Origin of the sequence: Sphingomonas changnyeongensis (genome assembly GCF_009913435.1) — a bacterium.
Lineage (GTDB): Bacteria > Pseudomonadota > Alphaproteobacteria > Sphingomonadales > Sphingomonadaceae > Sphingomonas_B > Sphingomonas_B changnyeongensis.
In genome coordinates, this window is the sequence record NZ_CP047895.1 from 2,083,248 (window position 1) to 2,105,174 (window position 21,927).

Below are 21,927 nucleotides of genomic sequence, written 5' to 3' on the forward strand. Positions count from 1 at the left end.
GAATTTCTCTCGACCCTCGAACGCGGCCTGCGCGTGCTGAAGTCGTTTGACGAGGATCATCCGGAGATGACCCTGTCCGAGGTGGCGGCCGTGACCGGCCTGCCCCCGGCGGTTGCGCGGCGGTGCCTGATCACGCTGGTCGAACTCGGCTATGTTGGTCAGCATGATCGCAAGTTCCTGCTGCGGCCGGCGGTGCTGACGATCGGATCGGCTTTTCTCGCCTCGATGCAGATCGAGCAGGTGGTGCTGCCCCCGTTGCAGGTGCTGCGCGACCAGACCGGAGACAGTGCCAGCCTGGCGGTGCTGGCGGGCGCCGACATCCTCTATGTCGCCCATGTCTCGACCGACCGGCGGTTCCGGGTCGCGGCCGGGGTGGGCACGCGCTTTCCGTTTCATGCGACATCGCTCGGCAAGGCGATTGCCGCCTATCTACCCGATGACGAACGTGCCGCGCTGCTGTCCGGCGCGCCGTTCCAGCGCTTTACCGAGCGTACGGTGACCGACCGGTCCGCACTTGGTGAGCGGCTGCAGCTGATCACCGAGCGCGGTTACGATTCCGCGCTCGACGAACTCGACTATGGCATCGTGTCGGTGGCGGTGCCGATCTTCGGGCGCGACAAGCGGGTGATCGCGAGCATCAACTGCTCGACCTCCACCACCCGCATTTCTCAGGACGAGCTGGTGCGTACTCGCCTGCCGCTGCTGCGCGCCACGGCGGGCGAGATCGAGGCGACGCTCAGGCGCTGGCCAGCGCTGGAAGCCGCACTAAAGCCCTAAAAGCATTTTCAAGGCGGGTTGGATCTCCCGGCGACCCGGAAAATGCTGTAAAATCGGAACCCTAGAGCAGCCCATCCGACGCAGTTGGATCGGAAATCGCTCTCGCGACCAGCGGCGATTTTTTGGCCCCGGGCCGGACATCGCCCGGTCATCCACTCCAAGATGATCACACAATGATCCGTCCATGATCGGGAGGATGAGCTGTGCCCTGTTCGGCACGTAGTTCGCCGGTCCTTCCATCACAGTTTTCGTATATCGAAGTTGACTTCGCATTACGAAGTCCATAGACCGGCAGTGTCGGAGGGGACCGAAGAAAGCGAACAGCTTCGCAGGGGACCGAAGAAGGGGCGTCAAGCGTCCACAGGGGAGAGAGACATGACCTATCCGGGCTCCAGGAGCGTCAGTTCCGTCGCGCTTGCCGCTGCCGGTCTGGCGGCCGCGATGTATGCCGCCCCGATTGCGGCACAGACCAGCGCCGCCACGCCGCCAGCGCCCGATGATCAGAGCATCATCGTCACCGGCCTGCGCCGCGAGGAAAGCCTGCAGGATACGCCGGCGGCGGTCACCGCTTTCGATTCCCGGGCGATTCAGAATGCCGGGATTGAACGGCCGGCGGACTTCATCGCGCTCACCCCAAACGTCAATCTGGTCGAGACCCAGAATGCGGGCAATGCGTTCGTCATCATCCGCGGCATCACCCAGAACCGTAATTCGGAGCCCAGCGTCGCGGTGATCGTCGACGGGGTGCAGCAGGTGAACCCCGCGCAGTTCAACCAGGACCTGTTCGACATCGCCCAGATCGAGGTGCTGAAAGGCCCGCAGGGCGGCCTTTACGGGCGCAACGCCATTGGCGGGGCGATCATCATTACCACCAAGAAGCCGACCGACAAATTCTCCGGCAACATCACCGCTGGGATCGACAATGGCTTCGGCTATTTTCTACGCGGCGGGGTGAGCGGGCCGCTGGCCGACAATGTCGCCTTCCGCGTCGCCGGATCTTACTACAACACCGACGGTTTCATCCCCAACACCTTTCTGGGCGAGGACGCCGATCCGGTCGAGGATTTCTCGCTGCGCGCCAATCTTCTCGTCGAGGCAACCGACCGACTGACTTTCGACCTGCGCGGCTCTGTCAACCAGCTCCGCACACAGGGGCTTTATTACAACATCGTTGGCGATGTGAACGATATCGCCGATGTGCGGGTGAACAATCCCGGCCAGAACGACCGCGACATCTATAACGCCTCGCTCAAGGTCGAATATGCAGGCGAAAATGCGGTCCTGACCTCGATCTCGTCCTACGACACGTTGCAGGAGATTCTCACCGGCGATGCGTTCGACTTTCTGCCGATTGCAGACAGCTTCTTCTTCAACCTGTTTGAGACGATCCTCGGCCCCGGCAACGGCTTCGACCTCAACCAGAGCCAGTTTCTCGACGTCAAGGCCTTCAGCCAGGAAGTGCGGCTGGCGTCGCCCGAGGACGGGCGGGCGTTCAACTGGATGGTGGGCGGTTATCTGATCGATACCCAGCGCTTCATTTCCACCGGCAACATGGTCGACACCGGCAATGGCGTGTTCCCGGTGTTCCGGACACCCTCGACCAATCCGCTCAATCCGCAGTTCAGCTTCCTGTCGGACGGTCAGAACAACTTCGCCTGGGCGCTGTTCGCTAATGCGGGTTATGAGCTGTCGCCCAAGTTTCGCGTCGATGCCAGCCTGCGCTACGACCGCGACCGGCGCCGCCAGACGACGCTGACCCCGCAGCGCTTCCTGCCGGTGGTACCCGGCGTGCCGCAGGCGCAGAGCGGTGAGGTGCGCACCGCGGTGTTCGACGACTGGCAGCCCAAGCTGACCCTGACCTGGGAGCCGAGCCGCGATCTGACGATCTATGGGGGCTATTCGCGCGGCTTCCGCTCGGGCGGCTTCAACCAGACCGGCGTCGGTGCGGAGGCGGTCAACAACGCGATCGTCGGCGTGGGCGACATCTTCCGCGCCGAAACCGCCGACACCTTCGAAATCGGCGCGAAGGCCCAGCTCGGTCCGGTCCGGCTGGCTGGTGCGGCCTACACCACGCTGTCGAGGAACAGCTATTTCTTCGTCTTCCTGGCCCAGTCCTCGACCCAGAATCTCGGCAACATCCCCGAGACGCGGATCAACGGCTTCGAGCTGGAGGCGACCGCTGAAGTGCTGCCCAACCTCGACGTCAACGCCGCGATCGGCGTGACCGACAGCGAGATCAAGGACTTTGCCGATGCAAGCGTGATCGGCAACGAGGCGCCGCAAATCTCGCGCTACACGCTGAATCTTGGCGTGCAATATGCCGGACCGATCTCGGACACGGTCGATGGCCTGTTGCGGATCGATTACCGCCGGACGGGCAAGACCTGGTGGGAGCCGTTCAACACCACCGTGCGCCAGCCGGTGGACATTGTCGATGCGCGCGCGGGCGTGACGCTGAAGAACGGGCTGTCGATCACCGCGTTCGCGCAGAACCTGTTCGACGAAACCTACAACGCCGAATTCTCGCCGGGTGGCTTCGTGTTCCGCGCCCGTCCGCGCCGCTATGGCGCCGAAATCGGCTTCAAGTTCTGAAGGATCGCAGACATGACCAAGGTGCTGGTGCTCTATTATTCGAGCTATGGCCATATCGAGGCCATGGCAGCAGCCGTTGCCGAGGGCGCAGCGAGCATTGCCGGCACCGAAGTCACCGTCAAGCGCGTGCCGGAACTGGTATCCGATGAGGTCGCCAGGGGGCGGGGATGAAGCTCGACCAGTCGGCGCCGGTTGCCACCCCGGACGAACTGGCCGATTATGACGCGATCATCTTCGGTACCCCCACGCGTTTCGGCAACATGGCGGCACAGATGCGCAACTTTCTCGATCAGACCGGCGGTCTTTGGTTCACCCGCCAGCTGGTCGGCAAGGTCGGGAGCGTGTTCGTCTCCACCGCCAGCCAGCATGGCGGTCAGGAGACCACCATCACCTCCTTTCACACCACCCTGCTGCATCACGGCATGGTGATTGTCGGCCTGCCCTACAGCTTTGAGGGCAATGCCGAGATGGGCGAGATCAGCGGCGGGACCCCGTACGGCGCCTCGACGCTGGCGGGCAATGACGGCCGCCGGTTGCCGAGCGACAATGAGCTGGCCGGTGCGCGCTTCCAGGGCGCGCATGTCGCGCAGATCGCTGCCAAGCTGGCCGCTTGAACATCTGAGGGACTGAGGGAAAGAGCATCATGACCAGGATCCTTGCCAACCGCCTGCACCACACCGCCTATGTGACCAAGGATCTCGAGGCCACGCGCGCCTTTTACGAAGACGTGCTCGGCTTTCCGCTGATGGCCACCTATTGCGAGAAGGACGAGCTGTTCGGCAAGGAGCGCACCTATTGCCATGTGTTCTTTGAGCTGGCCGATGGCAGCGCGCTCGCCTTCTTCCAGTTCGCCGATCCCGAAGATCAGGCCGAATTCGGCCCCGAAATGCCGGCCAGCCCCTTCATCCACATCGCGCTTCATGTCGATGCCGACGGGCAGGCAGAGCTTGCCCGCCGTATTGCCGCCGCCGGCATCACCGAGCCGCAGACCTATGTGCTCGAGCATGGCTATTGCCGCTCGCTCTATGTCACCGATCCCAACGGCATGATCCTTGAGTTCACTCATGATGACGAGCGTGCCGCGGCACTTGATGCCGGGCGTCGCGCCGCGGCCCATGCCGAACTGAAGCGCTGGCTGGCGGGCGATCACCGCAACAACAACCCGTTCCGCGCCGCCGAAGCGGCCTGAACCGGCGGGGGAAGGGCTGCCGCCGATGCTTGCCGGCCGTTCCCCCTTGGGTCCGGGTACTGTGCAGCCGGGGGAGGTCGCCGTCGCTGGCGGCATCATTCCGTTCGTGACGGCGGGTGCCGGTGCGCCTGTCATCCTGCTCCATGGCTGGACGCTCGATCGCCGGATGTGGCAGCCGCAGATCGCCGGGCTGGGCTCGGGGTTCCTGCTCGTCATGCCCGATCGGCGCGGGCACGGGCGCGCAACCGCGCCGGGCGATCTGGCGCGCGAGGCGGACGATATCATCGCGATCGCTGATGCCCTTGGGTTCGACTGCTTCGCGCTGGTCGGCCTGTCGCAGGGCGCGGTCGTGGCGCTCGACGCCGCGCGCAGGTTTGCGTCGCGCCTTACCGGGCTGGTGGTCTCAGGCGCGCCGCTCCCGTGCCTCGTCGTGCGCGACGAGACGATCGATCTGCCCGGATACCGCGCGCTGGTGGCCGCAGGCGATCTGGCGGCGATGCGGCGCGCCTGGGCAACGCATCCGCTGATGCAGACACATACGCCCGAAGCCGCCGCGCTCGCCGCCGCGATGCTGGCCGATTATGACGGGCGCGACCTGCTCACGCCTTGCGATCCGCCGGCCCTGCCGCGCGATGTGCTCGAACAGCTTGCAGTGCCCGTGCTGGCCCTGGCCGGACAATTCGACACGCCTTGGCGGCGCGCCTGTGCCGCCGCGCTTGGCCGGTTTGCCGCGCATGGTAGCCACGCCGAGATCGCGTCGGCGGGGCATCTGGCCAATTGCGACAATCCGCAGGGGTTCAATGCCGCCGTCGGCAGCTTCCTGCGCCTGTGCGCCGACCCCAAAGAAGAGGCCTGAGCCATGACGACCCGGTTCCCCACCACCCATGTCGGCAGTTTGCCCCGTCCCGAGGCACTGCTTGACCTCGTGTTCGCGCGCGAAGGGGGCAGGCGGTGTCCGATGAGGCCTTCGACGCGGCGGTCGAGAACGCGACGGACTATGTCATCAAGCGCCAGATCGAGGCGGGCATCAGCATCGTCAACGATGGCGAACAGTCGAAGCCGTCCTACGCCACCTATATCAAGCACCGCCTGTCGGGCTTTGGTGGCGAGGCGGGACAGTATGAATTCCAGGACCTTGAGGAGTTTCCCGGTGCCAAGGCGCAGGTGTTCGGTAACAAGGGCCGCGCTAGGCGTTCCGCACCGGCCTGCACCGCGCCCATCGAGGTCATCGACATGGACGCCCCGCGTATCGATGCCGAGCGGCTGAAGCGCCTCGCCAACGGCCATGCAACCTTCATGTCCGCGGCGTCGCCCGGCGTGACCGCGCTGTTCTTCCCCAACCAATATTATGCGAGCGACGAGGAATATGTGTTCGCGCTGGCCGAGGGCCTGCGCCACGAATACGAAACGATCGCGGCCGCTGGCATAACCCTGCAGGTCGATTGCCCCGATTTGGCGATGGGCCGCCATGTCCAGTTCACCCATCTGAGCCTTGACGAGTTCCGCAAGCGCATCGGGATGAACATCGCCGCGCTCAACCATGCGCTCCGCAACATACCTGCTGAGCAACTGCGCATGCACCTTTGCTGGGGGAATTATCCCGGTCCGCATCACTGCGATGTGGCGCTGAGCGAGATCGCCGACATTGTCTGGCAGGCCAAGCCGCAGACTGTGCTGCTCGAAGGGGCAAACCCGCGCCACGCGCACGAATTTGCCTTTTTTGCCGACCATCCGCTTCCTGACGATAAGATCCTGTGTCCCGGCATGGTTGAGCCGCAGAGCCCTTATATCGAGCATCCCGAGTTGATCGCTCAGCGCATCGGCCGCTATGCCGATCTCATCGGTGCCGATCGAGTGATGGCAGGGGCTGATTGTGGCTTCTCGGTGCATGCGGGCAGCAATGCGCTCGATCCGGAAATCGTCTGGGCCAAGCTGGCCGCTCTCGCCGAAGGGGCAGAGATTGCGCGCCGCCGCTTCTGAAAAAGAACACGGAGGGTTCTGGCGACCCCTGCCGTCCTTGGCAGGCGGTAATCTTTCGCCCAGATGCGGTTTCAATCTGTTTGTGACCTGGATCGGCAATTCAGCATTCGGCCCATTTGCGGGCGCGATGACAGGCTGGTCGGGCCGACCGTGAATGGCGGGTTCTCGTGAAAAAGTCGTCCGGCGTATTCCCGAACAATGGTAGCTCCGACCAAGTTCCGGCCAGTCGTAGCTCGACTGTGATCTCTGCCCGTTTTTTGTAAATCTTCGGCCATGCAGGCAAGGGCCGGATCCCGGCAGCCAAAACAAATTAGCGCGTTGAAAAATAGCGCAGCCACTGCCCCAGGAAGGACTAGCCTGCGCGGTGAGGCCGGAGCCGTAAGAGAGGGAAGATTGCAAAGACGAACTGTGCGGCAAGGCCGGCAAGGCCGGGGCCGGTCGCCAGTTCCTGCATCTGCTGTGACAGGGATCTGTCAAACATTGTGCGACTGAGCAGCATTTCCGCAGTTATGAGCAGGGTGAAGGCGATAGCTCCCATCTGCACGCGCGCGGCGAGGTTGAACGGCACGGCGAAGCGAGTGATGACCCAGCCGCAGTAAACCCATGCGGCTGTCAGGATCACGGGCAGTTCGCACAAGGTTGCGGCCCATTTTCCGATCAGCGGGACAAGCAGCAGGATGCGCACGCTTCCCAGCAGGAAGCCGAGCACAAACATCCCTGCAAAATAGATGCTGCCCGCTTTTACCGCGCCACCCATGGTCAGCCTCCCGCCCTGATCTATCCCGGTCGGGCGCTGGCGCCCAGCGGCAACGCAAAAAAGTGGTTGCCGCGATGAGGGCGCAGCCGCGTGTGCTGCGCGGCGACTTCCCTGAACACGCGGCGCAAACGGGTGGCTTACGGCGACCGCCGCCATGGCTGCTTCGATGCTGTGCCGCGGGACCCATGGCTTCTCAAAATGGCCTCGGGCACAGGATGCCAGCGGCGTAATCAGGAGGTGGCGGAAACGGAGAATTCCGAACACTGCTGATAACTCACTGCTTGATTGAGAAAAGACCGAAGATTTTCAAAAGCGATACCCCCAGGCAAGGCCCCTGATCCGGGTGGTTGGGGGATGGCATGGCGGCACCGGGGTACCGCCATGCCGGTTTATGCGATTTGCGGGGTCCGGTTGTCACCTCGCACGGTGTGCCAGGCTTCCCCAGCTCGATCGTCGCGGCACTGCCGCGGGGAGATCGCCGGAGCACGGGCGGCTGTCCTGCGCTTCGCGATAGTGCTGCCAGGCGGCATGCATCGCGCGGTTGCCGATGTCGGTCGGCAACTCCCGGTCGAACTCGGCAAAGCCGAATTGTCCCAGCCTGCGCGGCAGGGCGATGAGGTGGACATGCGGCGGGTTGGGCGAACCGCTCACGCTGGGCGTGTGCAATATGGCGATCACCGGCACCTCGCGCGCGCCGACCAGCACGGCTTGGGCGAAACCGCGCGCCAGCTCCCATGGCACATGAAAGTTGGCCGCATGCGGAAACCGCAGCGTGATCTGCGCGAACGCGCTTGCTTCCCAGCCGGGTAGCGCCAGCTCGTACATGCGCACGAGATGCTCGATCGCCATGTAATCGGACGATGCGCACGGCGGCAGCAGCAGATCGATTTTGGGCGCGGTATGGCGGTGTGATCCGGCCGTGTCCGGAACCGGACAGAGCTTGCGCTCGACATAATCGAGGAGCCCGATCCGGGGGCCTTCGCCGACATAATAGCCGCGCACAAAGCCGAAATCGTCGAACACGCCGCCCCCGTCGGGAAAGGTGCGCAGCCGGGCGGGCGGCACGTGCATGACGGGCCGGGGAGCAGCGGGTTCCGGTCCCCGTGCGGCGGCCGGTGCCTTCCAGCGATGCTTCGCCATCAATACCATCCCTGCCGGGCAACGGCGAGCAGCAGCCGGGCGCGGGCATGGCCCTGCTGCCGGACGCGCTCGCCATGCGCAAATGGGCCATGGTCGCTGGCCTCGATCCCGTGCTTGCCGATCAGGAAGCATCTGCCCTGCCCCTCTGGCGGCACGAGCCAGACGCCGGCATCGGCAGTCTCGAGCCACAGCCGGTAGCCGCAGTGCCACGCCCCGTCGCCCCGCAGGCGGATGTCGAACACCGCCTCATGGCCCGCATCTGGCCGCACGATCAGCGCATCGAGATCGGTGAGCTTTTGCAGCATCCCGGCTTCGTAGTGCAGCAACGGGGCGTGGCAGGCCGTGCCGCAGATCAGCAGCCGGGCCAGCGGCATGATCAGGCAGTTTGCGAGGCGCGGATCTTCGATGCCGGCATCGCGCAGCACGGGACCGCCGATGGCGAGTGCGGCAGCATCCATCAGGCGGCGCACCAGCTTGCGGGGGGTAGGCGCAGGCGCAAATGCCGGCTGACACGTCATTTTCATTATATGCTCTTGGTTGGCGCGCGACGGCTGAGCTTCACGGTCGCGGCGGGAGGATTTTCATCTCTTTCGCTCAGCTACCCTCCACCTTCCTTTCCTTTACCGGGGTCTGTGCCGGGCCCGCGGCGAACACGCACGCCTTCATGGCGGCGATGTGGATGGCAGCAGCGCGTGGCTCCGGCCAACATGCCTCCGGCAAATCCGGGGCGGTTCAGGCCGAGGCTCAGGCTGCGGGCTATCGCCGCGCGATCATACGATGAGGCGCAAGTCTGGGCTGGCGAGTTCAGCCCTGCGCGTTTCGATCATCGGACCTTGTCCGGTCTCGCTTTAGCTTCTGCTTATGTGTCTCACGACAAGACTTTCGGGATCGCTTGAAGGGTGAGGATAGCAGTGGTGCCACTTCTTCCGTCGTCCCGTGACCTGAGTTCCAGCTGCCCGCCGGCTGCCATTGTCAGGTCACGAGCGATGGCGAGGCCCAGGCCGTGACCTGGAACTCGTTCATCGAGCCGTACGCCAGGCATCCACAGAGCTTCGATGGTGTCGGCTGGGATGCCGGGGCCGTCGTCGGTGACGTTTAGCTCCACAAGGCCGTTTGCGACCGTCCAGTGAAGGGTGATCAGGCTCGATGCCCACTTCCCGGCATTGTCGAGAAGATTCGCGAGGATTTCGGCGAAGGCTTCCGGATCGATGGCTACCCTGACAAACGGTCCCTCGGCGAGGAACTGAGCGCCGCGTGCTGCGTGCAAGCGTTCCATGGCGCTAAGGAGGGGGCAAAGGCATCGGGCAGGACCGTTTCGATGACAGCACCCTGGCCTGCTGCCGCACGCGCGCGCGCGAGATGCCAGTCGAGTTTGCGGGTCATGGCCTGGCATTCGGACAATAGTGTTTTGCCCGTGGCGGTATTCGAGAGGTTTTCGGCTTCATCGGTGAGGACTGCAAGCGAGGTGCGCAGGCCATGCGCAAGATTGCCTGCCTCGATGCGTGCGCTTGCAACCATCGCCTCCCGGCTCTCGATCAATCGGTCGAGGTCGTGTGCGAGCGGTGCGATTTCTGCAGGCCAGGCGGTCCCCATCCGGCCCTCCTCTCCGGTCCGAACTCTTGTGATGCGTTTCCCAAGACGGTCGAGGGGGAGTGTCGCAAACCTCAAAGCGACAAGGGCTCCGGCAATCAGCAAGAGCCCTGACGCTGCGAGCCAGGCGAACAGATCGCGTTGGAAGCCACGAACGATGCCATCGAGATGGCGCATGTCGGTTGCGATGATGAAGTGCAGTTGGTCGGGGCGGAAAGGATGCGGCCGCACGATCCCATAGACCATGGCCCGCCCGGTCGGCCCATCGCCCGCGACATGTGTGATTGATCGCGTGTGGGCGAGTTCGGGGTCGAAGCGACCGCGCACCAGCGAGGGTGATCGCAGCGTGCCGGCTGTGTCGCCGGTTATCTGCCAGTAGAAGCCGGAGCCGGGAACGCCATAACGCGGGTCGGATAATGGCCTTGCAAGCGACGGGTTCCCGCGGGCGTCGAAGGTCGTCAGTCCGACAAGCTCCACAAGATGCTCCTGGAGCTCGAAATGATAGACGCCCTCGACATGTCGCCGAAAGAGCAGGCTGGCGGATATTCCAAGCACAAGCAGGCCTGCCAGCACCCATGCCAGCATGGAGATTGTAAAGCGGGTCCGCAGGCTGGTTGGGGCCCTTTTCATCTCTCAAGCCTGTAGCCGAGGCCGCGAACCGTCTTGATGGTCTCCCGGCCGAGCTTTCGCCGCAGCCTGCTGACCTGCACCTCCAGGGTGTTCCAATCGCGTTCCGCTTCGAGCGGATAGAGCCTTTCCAACAGATCCGCCTGTGACAGAATATGACCTGGCCGGCGCATGAAGACTTCAAGCAGGCGGTATTCCTGCCGTGACAACTCAAGCGACTGGCCGTCCCGCGTGACCGAACGGGCGGTGGGGTTGAGCGTGAGGCCAGCTGCAATCAACACCGGTGCGCCATGGTCCTCGCGACGCCTGATCTGGGCATGGATCCGCGCGATCAGCTCCTCAGAATGCACGGGCTTGACCACAAAATCGTCTGCGCCGGCATTGAGGACTTCGACCTTTTCGCGCCAATCGCCTCGTGCGGTGAGGATGATCACGGGCACACGCACACCCTGCGCCCGCCACCCGCGCAGGACGCCAAGACCGCCGATCCCCGGTAGTCCGAGGTCCAGGATCACTGCGCTATGCGTGTCCAGATCAGGCCAGGCGATCGCACTTTGGCTGTCTGCAGCCCGATCAACGGCAAAGCCAGCGCTGGTGAGGCGCCTTGCCAGCCGGTTTGCGAGGTCCACATCGTCTTCAACCAGCAGCAACCGCATGGGGTGTTCCTGTACCGACGGGTTGAATGAGGCCGGCATCTGCCGCCTGCACCTTGCACAAGGCTGACATATTGTCAGCTTGGCGCAAGCTTCGGCGGGCAGTTTGCCCGCATGTGGAATAAGATTGCGTGTATCGTGCTCGCCAGCGCTCTGCTGGGGTGTGGCCAGCAGGATCCTGCGATTGCGCCGGACAAACCTGTGCGGGTCGCGCCTCGTACGGCGGTTGCGCGGGTTGCTTCCGAGGTGACGCTTGCGACGCTCAGCGCGACTGTCGTCCAGCCGCCGGGTTCGCGGGTGGCGGTGGCGGCCGCTCTGCCTGGGCTTGTTCGGTCGGTGCATGTGCAGCCGGGACAGGTTGTCACGCGGGGACAGCTGTTGGCGGTCCTCGTCAGTCGGGATGCCATATCGCTCGCATCTGATCTGGCGCAGGCGGAGGCGCATCAAAGTCTGATGGCTGCGGAGGCCAGACGGATGTCTGCGCTCAGCCGTATGGGGGTGGTGGCGGGCTCACGGGCTGATGGTGCGATCAACGCCAGCCGGCAGGCAGCGATTGCGGTTGGCAGCGCGCGGTCGCTACTCGCTCAGACGGGCGCAGGGCGCGACGGTCAGGTGCGGCTGACTGCACCTATCGCCGGACGTGTGGCTTCGATGAACATGGATGCGGGGGCGTCGGTTGATGGGCTGACCTCCTCAATCATTATCGAGGCCGAAGGTAGCCGTTGGCTGGCGCTGCAGGTGCCGGAGCGACTGGCGGGTAAGTTGCAGCCCGGTATGGCCGTCGTCACAGCTGACGGGCATTCGGGGCGGCTGGAGACGGTTGCGAGTTCGCTTGATCCGGCCACCCGGGCTTTTCCAGCCCGCGCACGGATTTCGGACGATGGGCCAACTCTCGTCAGCGGCGGGCTTGTCCAAGTTGTGGTTCGCTCGAGGGCTCCTGACGGAGCGGTCAGTGTCCCGGCAACTGCTGTGGTTAACGAGGCCGGTCGCGAGTTTGTATTCGTCAAGGATGCAGCGAGCTTCCGGTTGCGGCCGGTCACGCGGATCGGCGAGGGAGACCCGGCGATCATCTCGGCTGGGCTCAAATCAGGCGAAATCGTTGCCACGAGCAACTTGCCCGAGCTTCGGGCAGAGGGGCAGCGCTGATGCTGCAAGCTCTGGTCGACGGTGCTCTTGCGCGCCGATGGTTGACTGCGGCCGTTGCCCTTTGCCTGATCGTGGCCGGGGCCTGGTCGTTCATCACGCTGCCGATCGATGCATTTCCGGAGATCGCGCCCACGCAGGTCAAGCTCATCCTGAAGGCCCCCGGGATGACCCCGGAGGAAGTCGAGGCACGTGTCATCACGCCGGTCGAGCAGCACATGCTGGGCATGCCCGGACAAACGATGCTTCGATCCGTTGCCAAATACGCGATCGCGGACATCACGATCAGCTTCTCTGACGAGGCCGACATTTATTGGGCCCGCGCGCAGGTTTCCGAGCGGTTTGCATCGGTTGCCGGCGATCTGCCGGCTGGGGTGACGGGCGGCCTCGCGCCAATCTCTACACCCCTGTCGGACATTTTCATGTTCACGCTTGAGGGTCCGCAAGACCTCGCAGAGCGGCGCCGTGTTCTCGACTATGTGGTTCGCCCGGCGCTGCGCACTGTTGATGGCGTGGCCGATGTGAATGTGCTCGGCGGACGGGTCGAGACCTTCGAGATCGTTCCAAACATGGCATCACTTGCGGCTGCGGGGATCGAGCTTGGCAGCCTTCGTGATGCGGTGATGGCTGGTAACCGCAATGATGGCGCGGGCAGGGCGGCTGCGGGCGAGTCCACTCTGATCGTTCGCAGCGTTGGCGCCGTGACCACGCTCGAGGATCTTGGTGCCATCGTGATCCGGACAACTCCGGCCGGTTCCGTCCGTGTGCGCGATGTGGCGGAGGTCCGCATTGGCAGTCTCGCTCGCTACGGGGCGGTGACGGCCGGTGGGCGGGGTGAAACGGTGCAGGCGGTTGTTATTGGTCTGCGGGGAGCAAATGCGGCGCAGGTCGTCGATGGCATCAAGGCACGGCTGGCTGAGCTGGAACCTACTCTGCCCGCAGGCATGAAACTGCACGTTTTTTATGATCGGTCCGAGCTTATCGACCATGCCGTGGGCACTGTTGAGAAGGCCCTGCTTGAGGCTGCAGTGTTGGTGGTTGTGCTGCTGCTGCTGTTTCTGGGTGACTGGCGGGCGGCGTTTGTCGTGACGGTTGCGTTGCCGATGGCGGCGCTGATGACGTTCATTCTGATGCGCTGCTTTGGGCTTTCGGCCAATCTCATGAGCCTTGGGGGGCTTGCGATCGCGATTGGCCTGTTGGTCGATGGTGCAGTCGTTGTCGTCGAGAACTTGGTGGAACAGCTTTCGCGGACGGATCCCCGCTCGCGGACGGTGCGGATAGGTCTGGCGACCGGGGAGGTCATTCAGCCGGTCGCCTCGGGGATCCTCATCATCATCCTTGTCTTCCTCCCGCTTCTTTCGCTCGAGGGACTGGAGGGGAAGCTTTTTGCGCCGGTCGCGGTGACGATCGTCCTTGCTCTCGCATCATCGCTGTTCCTCGCCCTGACACTGATCCCGATGCTGTCGGATATTGTCCTGCGAGGTCATGCCGAGGGCGAGGAACCCTGGCTCATGCGCCGGCTTAACCCGGCCTATGAAAGGGTGCTGAGCCAGGCACGCGCACATCAGCGCATTGTCGCAGGCGTTGCAGTCGGTGCGTTGGTGCTGGCCGGGTTCGCATACACACGGGTGGGCAAGATTTTTCTGCCGACCCTCGATGAGGGCGCGGTTCTGGTGCAGTTGGCCAAGCACCCGTCGATCGGTCTTTCACACAGCATCGAGGGCGATATCGCTGTGCAGCGGACCGTGCTGGCTCAGGTGCCCGAGGTCACTGATGCGATCGCCCGGCTCGGCACTGATGAACTTGGTCTTGATCCGATGGGGTTGAGCGAGACCGATATCTTTCTTGCCTTGAAACCGCAGGAGGAATGGACCGTCTCTGACAAGGCCGCGCTCACCGCGAAGATAAGGGGGGCGCTATCGGCGCATCCCGGCATTGAGCCGAGCTACACCCAGCCGATCGAGATGCGGGTGTCCGAGATGCTCACGGGCAGTCGCGGTGATCTCGCAGTGAAGATCTTTGGCCCCGAACTGTCCGAGCTTTCCCGGCTCGCGGGGGCTGTTGCGGCTCAGCTTCGTCAAACGCGCGGCGCGACGGAGGTGATCACGGTTGCGGATGACACGGTCGACTATCTGCAGATGAGCATCGACCGTGAAGGAGCCGGTCGGGCCGGATTGACGGTGACGGAGGTGCAGGATGGCCTTCGCGCGCAGCTTGAGGGGCTGGCCGCGGGCAGCACCACGCAGGGGCTGCGCCGTGTTCCGGTTGTGATCAACTCGGGTGCGAGCCAATCGGCCGATTCAGTTGCGGCGCTTGCGGATACGCCGCTCATTGGCGCTGGGGGGCAGATGGTTCGAGCGGGCGATATCGCCCTCCCCAGGCGGGTGGCCGGGCCAGTGAAACTCGAGCACGAGAACGGCTCGCGCTTTGCGTTGGTCCAGGCGTTTGTCTCCGGCCGCGATATCGTGGGGTACGTGGCGGATGCACAAGCGCGCATTGCCGCAAACGTGCCGCTTCCGCCCGGCTACAGGATTGTCTGGGGAGGTCAGTTTGAGAACCAGCAGCGCGCTGCAAAGCGGCTGTCGCTTGTGTTGCCACTCGCACTGCTCGGGATCTTCGCGCTGCTGGTGCTGACGTTCCGAGCGCTTCGCCCGGCCCTCCTCATTCTGTTGATGATCCCCTTTGCGATGGTCGGCGGGGTTCTCGCGCTATGGACCGCCGGCGAGTATCTCTCGGTACCCGCATCGGTCGGCTTTATTGCGCTGCTGGGCATAGCGGTCCTGAACGGCCTGGTGATGGTGAGCTACATCAGGCAGCTGCGAGGCGCCGGTGTGCCGCTTGCCGAGGCGGTTGAGCAAGGCGCGAGGCGTCGGCTCAGACCGGTCCTGATGACGGCCAGCATTGCCGCATTCGGGCTTGTGCCCTTGTTGTTTGCAACCGGGCCTGGGTCCGAGATCCAGAAGCCGCTTGCGATTGTGGTCATAGGCGGACTGGTGACAGCGACCGCCCTGACGCTGGTTTTGCTGCCGCTGCTCTATGCACGCTTTGGAGAGGCAAAGGTCGGATGATGCCGTTTGCCATTTCGCTTATCGTGTCGGTGGGTGTGCAGATGAGCCCTCCGCCGGCCGAACCCGGAATGCCGTTGGAGGCGGCGGTTGAGCGGGCGCTCGACAGCCATCCGATGGTGATTGCGGCGCACGCACGTGTCGATGAGGCGCGGGCGGATGCGCAGCTGTTGGCGGTCGGACCTCAAGAAGTGGTGGTCCAGGGCACGGTCCAGCGCCGTGATGTCCGAGGCATCGGGATGGTGCCGGAATATGATCTCCAGTTCACGCGCCCGATCCGGTTGCCGGGGAAGGCTGCGCTGGACCGCAGGGTTGGAAACTCTGGTCTGCGTGCGGCTGAAAACCGGGCTGAGGATGCGCGGCATCAGGCTGCGCTGCTGCTCTCCAAACAGTGGTGGACTTGGCTGGGAGCGGCTTCGGAAGCGCGGACACTTGAGGGCGTGGCCTCGGTGATGTCCAGCGCGGTTGCCGCCACGCGCAAGCGGTTGGCTTTGCGGGATGCCAGCGCTTTGGAGCTTGATCAGGCGCTTTCTGCTGAGGCCGCAGCGCATGCAGGTGCCATGCAGGCGAGCGCCCGGGAAGCGGCCGCACGGGCGGCTCTGTCGGCCAGTTTCCCGGATTTGCCTCTGCCGTCCGCTGCTCCCGCATTGCCGAGACCTGCATTGCCGGCAGAAGGGAGCGAGGGGTTGGCGGCGCTGGTCATCGCGCGAAGCCACGAGATTGGCGCATCGGCGGCCGATCTCGATAAGGCCGAGGCATTGCGGGCTCGGGCTGCCCGTGACCGGCTGGCTGACCCGAGCATTGGTCTGCGTGCCTTTTCGGAGCAGGGTGGGAATGAGAAGGGCATCGGACTGATCTTCTCCGTTCCGTTAGGCGGTCGGGCACGAGCCGCAGCGGTCGACAGGGCGAGCTCGGCAAGCGCTGCTGCCGCAGCAGAGCTGGCTGCAACGCGGAACATGATCAGTGCTCTTGCCGCGGAGGGGGCGGCCCTTGCGACTGGCTATCTGAGGGCCTGGGAGCAGGCGCTCAGGGCCGCTGAAGCTGCCCAGGCAGCAGCTGAGCGGCAGCGGGCGGGGCATGCATTGGGTGGGATCGATCTGTCGGACCGCCTTGTGACGGAACGGCTTGCGTGCGACGCCGCTCTCGAGGAGGTCAGGGCACGGACGGCTGCGCTTGAGGCAATCACGAGGCTGCGGATCGACGCGCACACGCTGTGGTTGTCTGCCCAAGCGCATGAGGGGGTAGCACCCTGATGGATGGGTGCGGCGCCTGCCTTGTGTATGAGCGATGTTCTCAGACCATGTCGCAACGATTGCGCCAGGCCATAAGTGTCTTGAGCGCGGTCGCGAGGTGACGTGTCGCAGGGCGGCTGAGCGTTTCCGCGCGTCAGGCCTGTGGCTCGACTGCGTTCAGCTTTGACGTATCGACGCGCGAGGCGGTGACGCCCTGGTCTGAGCCCGTGGATTTCCTCTAGGTTTGAGTAGAGTCCGGCCCTTGAAGGAGTCGGATGGATATGAAGCGGAGCAGGTTCAGCGAGGACAGATCATCGCAGTGTTGAAGGAGCAGGAGGCTGGGATGGCGACGGCGGAGGTCTGCCGCCGTCACGGGATCAGCTCGGCGACGTTCTATAAGTGGAAGTCGAAGTTCGGCGGTCTGGATGTTTCCGAGGCACGGCGGCTGCGGTCGCTCGAGGAGGAGAACTCGCGGCTGAAGAAGCTGCTGGCCGAACCGATGCTGGACAACGCGGTGCTGAAGGATCTGGCATCAAAAAAATGGTGACTTCCGGCGCCAAGCGGGAGGCCGTCGCCCATGCCCGAGAGCATCACGGGGTGAGCGAGCGTCGGGCGTGTGCACTGGTTGGTGTGAGCCGCAGGGTGATCCGTTACGAGCCGACAAGGCCAGATGACGGGGCGCTGCGACAACGGCTACGCGAGCTGGCGGCAGAGCGCCGTTGGTTCGGCTATCGTCGCCTGGGCTATCTGCTGGCGCGGGAGGGTATCGCGCCCAACCACAAGAAGCTGCTGCGCATCTACCGCGAGGAGGGCTTGCGGGTGCGGCGCCGTGGCGCCCGGAAACGCGCGCTGGGCACGCGCAGGCCGATGGTACTGCCGGACGGCGCGAACCAGCGTTGGTCGCTCGACTTCGTCTCCGACAGCCTGATCTGCGGTCGGCGCTTACGTATCCTGTGCGTGGTCGATGACTACACGCGCGAGTGCCTGGCGCTGGTGGCCGATACGTCGCTGTCGGGTGCTCGGGTGGCGCGTGAACTGACCAGCCTGATGGGCAGATCGAGCTACTGTTACGCGCCAGTGCCGGAGACCGAAGAGACGCTGGCTCAGATGCGGGTGATCGATGCGGCGTTGCTCGCCATGCCATGTTGCGGCAAGCGCCTGATGCAAATCAACTGTAACTTCCCAGAAGGCACAGACCACAGCCTGCGCGGGCGCACCAACGATCGAGACTTCAAGAAGAACAACACGATACCCGCCCGATGTTCAACGGGCTTGTCAAACTTCGTCGGCCGGTAAACAATGCCTGATCGGTGATTGCGCTTTGCTGTCACAGTCGCATTCAGGATGCTTGAATGACGTCTCATTTTGTTGGCGCCCGGGCGTCTCTGGTTGCTGTCGCGGCGCTCGTGAGTCCGGTTGCGGCCATGGGGCAGGGCGATGCGGGCCAGTCGGCCGGTAACCTCTATGAGAAGAATGCCAATTTCTCTGCGACATTCCATCGGGGTGACGCTGAAGCGGGCCTGCCCCATGACCTCGTGCCGGGCACGAAAAAATATGCCATCGCCCGCAAGGACGGCACGATCGACATCGTCGACTATGCCGTTCCCGACACCCAGTCACGTGTAAAGGTCATTCCTGACCCGCTTCCTTCTGTCTCCGGTCCTATTCAGGCTCTGGGCGCCTTGCCCAATGGTGATTCTCTTATTGTAGCCGCAAATAATGGTCGGGGTGGTACCGGATATGTTGCGCGCATCGACCTGAACACCTCTGCGCCTGTTTATAGTTTTGCGCTGCCCGAGCAGATGAGTGTCAACGCGATAAACAACAGTAGGGATGGCAGACTGATAGCCGTCACCGGTTATTCATTTGAAAGGCGAGCCGTCATAAAAGATGGTGTGGCGTCGGAGGAGGTAACGAATAACGTCCTTTCCTGCCGCTTGTTTATTTTTGATGCCCTCACTGGTAGGCAGTTGTTCGCCCTTGAACCCATGTGCCCGCACATCGGTGTATTCAGTCATGATTCGACACAGCTTATTGTGGCTGGGGCCGAAAAACCAAACCGCGGCATCATCCAGTTCTGGAACGCGGGCACTGGCAAGCGCACCCGCACCTTGACCCTGCCAACGACCGGGCCGCTTCATGTGGCACGTCTGAATCCTGATGGGCAGACGCTGGCGGTCGTCAAATCGACCGACGGGTCGCCGGCCGTGGTGCGTGCCGCCGATGGGGTGGAGTTGTTTGCTCTGCGGGGCCACAAGAGCGCCGTCCCCAGCATCAGATACAATGCCGATGGTTCGCGCCTGCTGACCGGGGGCCAGGATTTTGAAGCGCGCCTGTGGGATGCCCGCACCGGCGCCCTGCTCGCAACGCTTCCCCACGGCAGCTACAGGGAGCGCAAGCCGACCGATTATGTTGCCGCTGATTTTCTGTCGCCGCTGTCGGCCCAGGATTGGGACCAGGGCCCAAACCCGATCATAACCCGCAGCTCTCATGATGACATCTGGCTGTGGGAAGATGGCAATCGCCACCGCCAACGCATCGCGGCGAAATTCGCGGAAGATCTGAGACTGGCAGAACAGGGCAATATGGGCGCCATGCGGCGTGTGACCAATGCCTATACTTATGGCGACGGCATCAAGAAGGACTTGCTGAAGGCCAGGTACTGGAACGTGAAACTGGCTGAAGCGGGGGTCTTCACTTATCAGGCAACCCTTGCCGTCGATCTCATCCGGGCCGCCACCATCCGGCAGGATTGTGCTGCGGCCGGGGAGCTCTATGCCAAGATGCGGGAAGCGTTCAAAGGCCGGGAGGCATCGCAGGCACCCGAGGACGTGTTGGACAGTTCCAGCCTCGGTCTCGTCAAGGGCTCGGCCTTCTATGGGGTAGGCGATCCAGCGTCATTCGAGGGCATGCCCTCTCAGGTGCGGGCCGATCTGCTTGGTGCCCAGATGGTCGATGCGTTGACCAAGAAGGAATATCAGCGTTTCCTTGCCCACTTCTGCGCTTTTGAATTTCTTGGCCATTCCAATCAACTGCCGCCACAGGCCCGAAATGAGCTGATCTACCAGCGTGCCGTGGCGTTGCGCGCGGAAAACAAGCCGGTGCCGGCGCTCGACGCCCTCAACACCTACCTCGCCAATGCGGGCCGCGATGGCGCAAATTATGGTGAGGCCCTGATGATGCTGACCCCTCTTCAGGCAGAGGCGGCGCGCGCGTCGGCGCCCCAATGATGCGTCGCGCCGCGCTCCTCCTCACCCTGTTGCTCCCCACGCCGGCTGCTCTGGCGCAGACTGAGGTCGCGCTGCCCCCAACCTTGTTATCCGGCGCGCGCCAGCGGGCGATGCGCTTGTTGCACCGGCACCGCCAGCCGGCACGCGTGTCACGGCCACCGCCGTTGACGGCGCTTTGGGCTGGCTGCGCCTGACTGGCCCTGACGGCGCAGTGATAGGCTATGCCCGGGAAGGTGACATGGGGGCAGGGCGTCGAAGTCCTCTGCTCTGGAAGCGTTTCTGACCGGTGGGCAAAGCGCGCCGGTTCCCGCCGCGCCCATAGAGGCGACCGCCGCTTCGGTGCCGCCGGCCGTCAATCAGTCCCCGCTGCTGGCATATCTTGGTGTCGGATCGGGTGTTGGCAATGCGGCTCCGGCACGGGAAGGGGCAATGCTGCGGCGCCGCTGACCCTGGCTGCGCTGACGGATGGCAGGCTCGCACAGGCACAGGCCGCCTACGCCGAAGAACAGCGCAGACTGGCCGAGATTGCCGCGGCCGAACAACGCGCGGCGGATGCCGAATGGGCTGCCCGGCAGGCCGAGGATCGGGCGATGGAAGAGGAAGATCGCATCGAGCGAGAGATGCAGCGGGCGGAGGAACGCCGGCGACGGCAGGCCGGTGACGCAATCATTGGAAACGCCATTGCCAATGCCGCACTTTCAATAGGCAATGCCATGGCCGACAACGCCCGCGCCGATTTTGCGCGGCGCGAAGCCGAATCCCAGCGCCGGATTGCTGACGCGAACCGGCGCGCGGCAGAACAGCAGCTGATCAATGCTCGCGCTGATGCAGAGCGGGCGCAGCGTGAGGCAGCTGCACTGCGTGCGCGCGCCCCGTCGTCGACGGCGGCGGCGCAGCCCCGGGCTGCCACCGTGGATTATACAGGAAGGGCGCAGGCGCAACGTGCCGCCGAGGACCAGTTCCGGCAACAGCAGGCCAATGTGGAACAAGCCCGGCGGACGCAGGCCCAGATCGCGCAGCAACAGTCTGCCATGATGGCCAACAGCGCCCGCCCGGGCCTCAGCGGATCGCCCAGCCCGCAAGGCAGCCAAAAGCCATATATGGCGGGCTCGTCCTCCCCTCCGGCGTCGACAGGCGCTTCTGCGTCCCGGGCGCCAAGCGTGGTGAGCCTGGACATCAACTATCACGATGTCGGCAACGGCTCCGGCAGCCGGCAGGTCGAGAATCTGCAGGTCCGTGTCTTTGTCGAGAGGGTGAAGGTCAATGGAGACAAAAGCTATATTTGCGCCGAGTTTCGGAATCCCCTCGCTGGGGAATGGCGTGGCGGCTTTCGCCTGACGGATCGCTACGAAACGCAGACCTTTTCCACTCTGACCGTCGGTGCCGGCCAGACCGTCAAGAGGTGCGAGATCCTGCAGGTGGTCAAGACATACCATGTCGTCCTGCGCCGGGATGACGCGCCTCGCAGCCGCGACACGGCGTTCGGAGTGCGCGGCTAGAGCGTTTTCCCCACGTTCTGGCTCGGGGGGATCCCCTCGCGTGCGCGGTTCTTGTTCAAGCTCCCTGCCGGATGCAGAAGGGCAGCCTGGATGGTACGGGCTCTGTCACAGGATCTTCGGGATCGGGTCGTGGCGGCGATTGATGGCGGCATGAGTTGCCGAGCCGCCGCGACGCATTTCAATGTCAGCAACTGGAGCACTATCCGCTGGAGGCGCCTTGCGCTTTGGGGCGGTCGCGAGCCTTCGCGGTGGTGATCGGCACTCTGGCAGGATCGAGGCGCATGGCCGCCTCAAAGACTGGCGCCGCGTCGCGGCCCGCTACGATCGTTGTTCAACCGCCTTCTTCTCCGCCCACGCCTTCGCGGCCACCGTCATATTTTGGCTATGATCAACGAGTCCTGATCCTAATCAGGGCTGTACCGACGTCGCCAAACTCTCGGGACAGTCAGGATT

Annotated in this window: 17 protein-coding genes and 3 pseudogenes; 14 read left to right on the forward strand and 6 right to left on the reverse strand. The window is 63.9% G+C overall.

The genetic code is table 11. The features are described 5' to 3' along the window. Positions 1 to 33: 33 nt before the first annotated feature. The 6 genes and pseudogenes from GVO57_RS10275 (at position 34) to GVO57_RS10300 (ending at position 6,538) form a co-directional block, all read left to right on the forward strand. Entirely contained in the window at positions 34 to 777 is a 744-nt protein-coding gene (locus tag GVO57_RS10275) for an IclR family transcriptional regulator domain-containing protein (protein WP_233281333.1), read from the forward strand. Positions 778 to 1,152: 375 nt separating this feature from the next. Further along, positions 1,153 to 3,369, forward strand: a complete 2,217-nt coding sequence (locus GVO57_RS10280; protein ID WP_160593064.1) for a TonB-dependent receptor — start codon at positions 1,153 to 1,155, stop codon at positions 3,367 to 3,369. A gap of 12 nt (positions 3,370 to 3,381) precedes the next feature. Then, positions 3,382 to 3,983 (forward strand): annotated as a pseudogene (gene wrbA / locus GVO57_RS10285) (NAD(P)H:quinone oxidoreductase). A 29-nt stretch (positions 3,984 to 4,012) separates the two neighbouring features. Further along, positions 4,013 to 4,558, forward strand: coding sequence for a VOC family protein (locus tag GVO57_RS10290; RefSeq protein ID WP_160593065.1), 546 nt, complete (start codon positions 4,013 to 4,015; stop codon positions 4,556 to 4,558). 46 nt (positions 4,559 to 4,604) lie between these two features. After that, entirely contained in the window at positions 4,605 to 5,414 is an 810-nt protein-coding gene (locus GVO57_RS10295) for an alpha/beta fold hydrolase (protein ID WP_160593066.1), read from the forward strand. 95 nt (positions 5,415 to 5,509) lie between these two features. After that, a complete protein-coding gene (locus GVO57_RS10300; protein WP_233281334.1) occupies positions 5,510 to 6,538 on the forward strand; it encodes a cobalamin-independent methionine synthase II family protein in 1,029 nt (342 codons plus the stop codon). A gap of 352 nt (positions 6,539 to 6,890) precedes the next feature. Here GVO57_RS10300 and GVO57_RS10305 read toward each other — a convergent pair whose 3' ends face one another. From GVO57_RS10305 to GVO57_RS10330, 6 genes are all read right to left on the reverse strand, one after another. Next, positions 6,891 to 7,295, reverse strand: a complete 405-nt coding sequence (locus tag GVO57_RS10305) for a hypothetical protein (protein WP_160593067.1) — start codon at positions 7,293 to 7,295, stop codon at positions 6,891 to 6,893. A gap of 414 nt (positions 7,296 to 7,709) precedes the next feature. After that, the gene (locus tag GVO57_RS10310; protein WP_160593068.1) at positions 7,710 to 8,435 is read right to left on the reverse strand and encodes a hypothetical protein; all 726 of its coding nucleotides are present in this window, start codon (positions 8,433 to 8,435) and stop codon (positions 7,710 to 7,712) included. Continuing rightward, positions 8,435 to 8,959 (reverse strand): hypothetical protein, encoded by a 525-nt coding sequence (locus tag GVO57_RS10315; protein ID WP_160593069.1) that lies wholly within the window; start codon positions 8,957 to 8,959, stop codon positions 8,435 to 8,437. The genes GVO57_RS10310 and GVO57_RS10315 overlap by 1 nt, the downstream gene beginning before the upstream one ends. A 344-nt stretch (positions 8,960 to 9,303) precedes the next feature. Further along, entirely contained in the window at positions 9,304 to 9,711 is a 408-nt protein-coding gene (locus GVO57_RS10320; protein WP_160593070.1) for an ATP-binding protein, read from the reverse strand. Further along, a complete protein-coding gene (locus GVO57_RS10325) occupies positions 9,648 to 10,610 on the reverse strand; it encodes a HAMP domain-containing histidine kinase (protein WP_160593071.1) in 963 nt (320 codons plus the stop codon). The genes GVO57_RS10320 and GVO57_RS10325 overlap by 64 nt, the downstream gene beginning before the upstream one ends. Positions 10,611 to 10,651: 41 nt before the next feature. Then, positions 10,652 to 11,308: a response regulator transcription factor gene (locus GVO57_RS10330; protein ID WP_160593072.1), complete on the reverse strand. Its 657-nt coding sequence runs from the start codon at positions 11,306 to 11,308 to the stop codon at positions 10,652 to 10,654. Positions 11,309 to 11,419: 111 nt separating this feature from the next. On the opposite strand from GVO57_RS10330, the gene GVO57_RS10335 reads away from it, so the two are divergent. The 8 genes and pseudogenes from GVO57_RS10335 to GVO57_RS10365 all read left to right on the forward strand — a co-directional run. After that, positions 11,420 to 12,451 (forward strand): efflux RND transporter periplasmic adaptor subunit, encoded by a 1,032-nt coding sequence (locus GVO57_RS10335; RefSeq protein WP_233281335.1) that lies wholly within the window; start codon positions 11,420 to 11,422, stop codon positions 12,449 to 12,451. Then, positions 12,451 to 15,516, forward strand: coding sequence for an efflux RND transporter permease subunit (locus GVO57_RS10340; protein WP_160593074.1), 3,066 nt, complete (start codon positions 12,451 to 12,453; stop codon positions 15,514 to 15,516). The genes GVO57_RS10335 and GVO57_RS10340 overlap by 1 nt, the downstream gene beginning before the upstream one ends. Beyond that, on the forward strand, positions 15,513 to 16,766 hold the full coding sequence (locus tag GVO57_RS10345; RefSeq protein WP_160593075.1) for a TolC family protein: 1,254 nt from the start codon (positions 15,513 to 15,515) through the stop codon (positions 16,764 to 16,766). The genes GVO57_RS10340 and GVO57_RS10345 overlap by 4 nt, the downstream gene beginning before the upstream one ends. Positions 16,767 to 17,026: 260 nt before the next feature. After that, a pseudogene (locus GVO57_RS10350) lies at positions 17,027 to 17,795 on the forward strand (transposase); the annotation flags it as partial. Between the two features lie 57 nt (positions 17,796 to 17,852). Further along, positions 17,853 to 18,041: a hypothetical protein gene (locus tag GVO57_RS15635; RefSeq protein ID WP_407695688.1), complete on the forward strand. Its 189-nt coding sequence runs from the start codon at positions 17,853 to 17,855 to the stop codon at positions 18,039 to 18,041. 56 nt (positions 18,042 to 18,097) lie between these two features. Beyond that, complete coding sequence (locus GVO57_RS10355; RefSeq protein WP_160593076.1) at positions 18,098 to 19,975, forward strand: WD40 repeat domain-containing protein; 1,878 nt, start codon at positions 18,098 to 18,100, stop codon at positions 19,973 to 19,975. 221 nt (positions 19,976 to 20,196) lie between these two features. Next, complete coding sequence (locus GVO57_RS10360) at positions 20,197 to 21,474, forward strand: hypothetical protein (protein ID WP_160593077.1); 1,278 nt, start codon at positions 20,197 to 20,199, stop codon at positions 21,472 to 21,474. A gap of 256 nt (positions 21,475 to 21,730) precedes the next feature. Continuing rightward, positions 21,731 to 21,862: pseudogene (locus GVO57_RS10365) on the forward strand (IS5 family transposase); the annotation flags it as partial. Positions 21,863 to 21,927 lie beyond the last annotated feature (65 nt).

Bases quoted from the DNA above. Each gene is read 5' to 3' on its own strand.
- GVO57_RS10280 (WP_160593064.1), top strand. From the start codon at position 1,153: ATGACCTATCCGGGCTCCAGGAGCGTCAGTTCCGTCGCGCTTGCCGCT.
- GVO57_RS10290 (WP_160593065.1), top strand. From the start codon at position 4,013: ATGACCAGGATCCTTGCCAACCGCCTGCACCACACCGCCTATGTGACC.
- GVO57_RS10305 (WP_160593067.1), bottom strand. From the start codon at position 7,295: ATGGGTGGCGCGGTAAAAGCGGGCAGCATCTATTTTGCAGGGATGTTT.
- GVO57_RS10310 (WP_160593068.1), bottom strand. From the start codon at position 8,435: ATGGCGAAGCATCGCTGGAAGGCACCGGCCGCCGCACGGGGACCGGAA.
- GVO57_RS10315 (WP_160593069.1), bottom strand. From the start codon at position 8,959: ATGAAAATGACGTGTCAGCCGGCATTTGCGCCTGCGCCTACCCCCCGC.
- GVO57_RS10320 (WP_160593070.1), bottom strand. From the start codon at position 9,711: ATGGAACGCTTGCACGCAGCACGCGGCGCTCAGTTCCTCGCCGAGGGA.
- GVO57_RS10325 (WP_160593071.1), bottom strand. From the start codon at position 10,610: ATGCTGGCATGGGTGCTGGCAGGCCTGCTTGTGCTTGGAATATCCGCC.
- GVO57_RS10330 (WP_160593072.1), bottom strand. From the start codon at position 11,308: ATGCGGTTGCTGCTGGTTGAAGACGATGTGGACCTCGCAAACCGGCTG.
- GVO57_RS10335 (WP_233281335.1), top strand. From the start codon at position 11,420: ATGTGGAATAAGATTGCGTGTATCGTGCTCGCCAGCGCTCTGCTGGGG.
- GVO57_RS10340 (WP_160593074.1), top strand. From the start codon at position 12,451: ATGCTGCAAGCTCTGGTCGACGGTGCTCTTGCGCGCCGATGGTTGACT.
- GVO57_RS10345 (WP_160593075.1), top strand. From the start codon at position 15,513: ATGATGCCGTTTGCCATTTCGCTTATCGTGTCGGTGGGTGTGCAGATG.
- GVO57_RS15635 (WP_407695688.1), top strand. From the start codon at position 17,853: ATGCGGGTGATCGATGCGGCGTTGCTCGCCATGCCATGTTGCGGCAAG.
- GVO57_RS10355 (WP_160593076.1), top strand. From the start codon at position 18,098: ATGACGTCTCATTTTGTTGGCGCCCGGGCGTCTCTGGTTGCTGTCGCG.
- GVO57_RS10360 (WP_160593077.1), top strand. From the start codon at position 20,197: ATGCCCGGGAAGGTGACATGGGGGCAGGGCGTCGAAGTCCTCTGCTCT.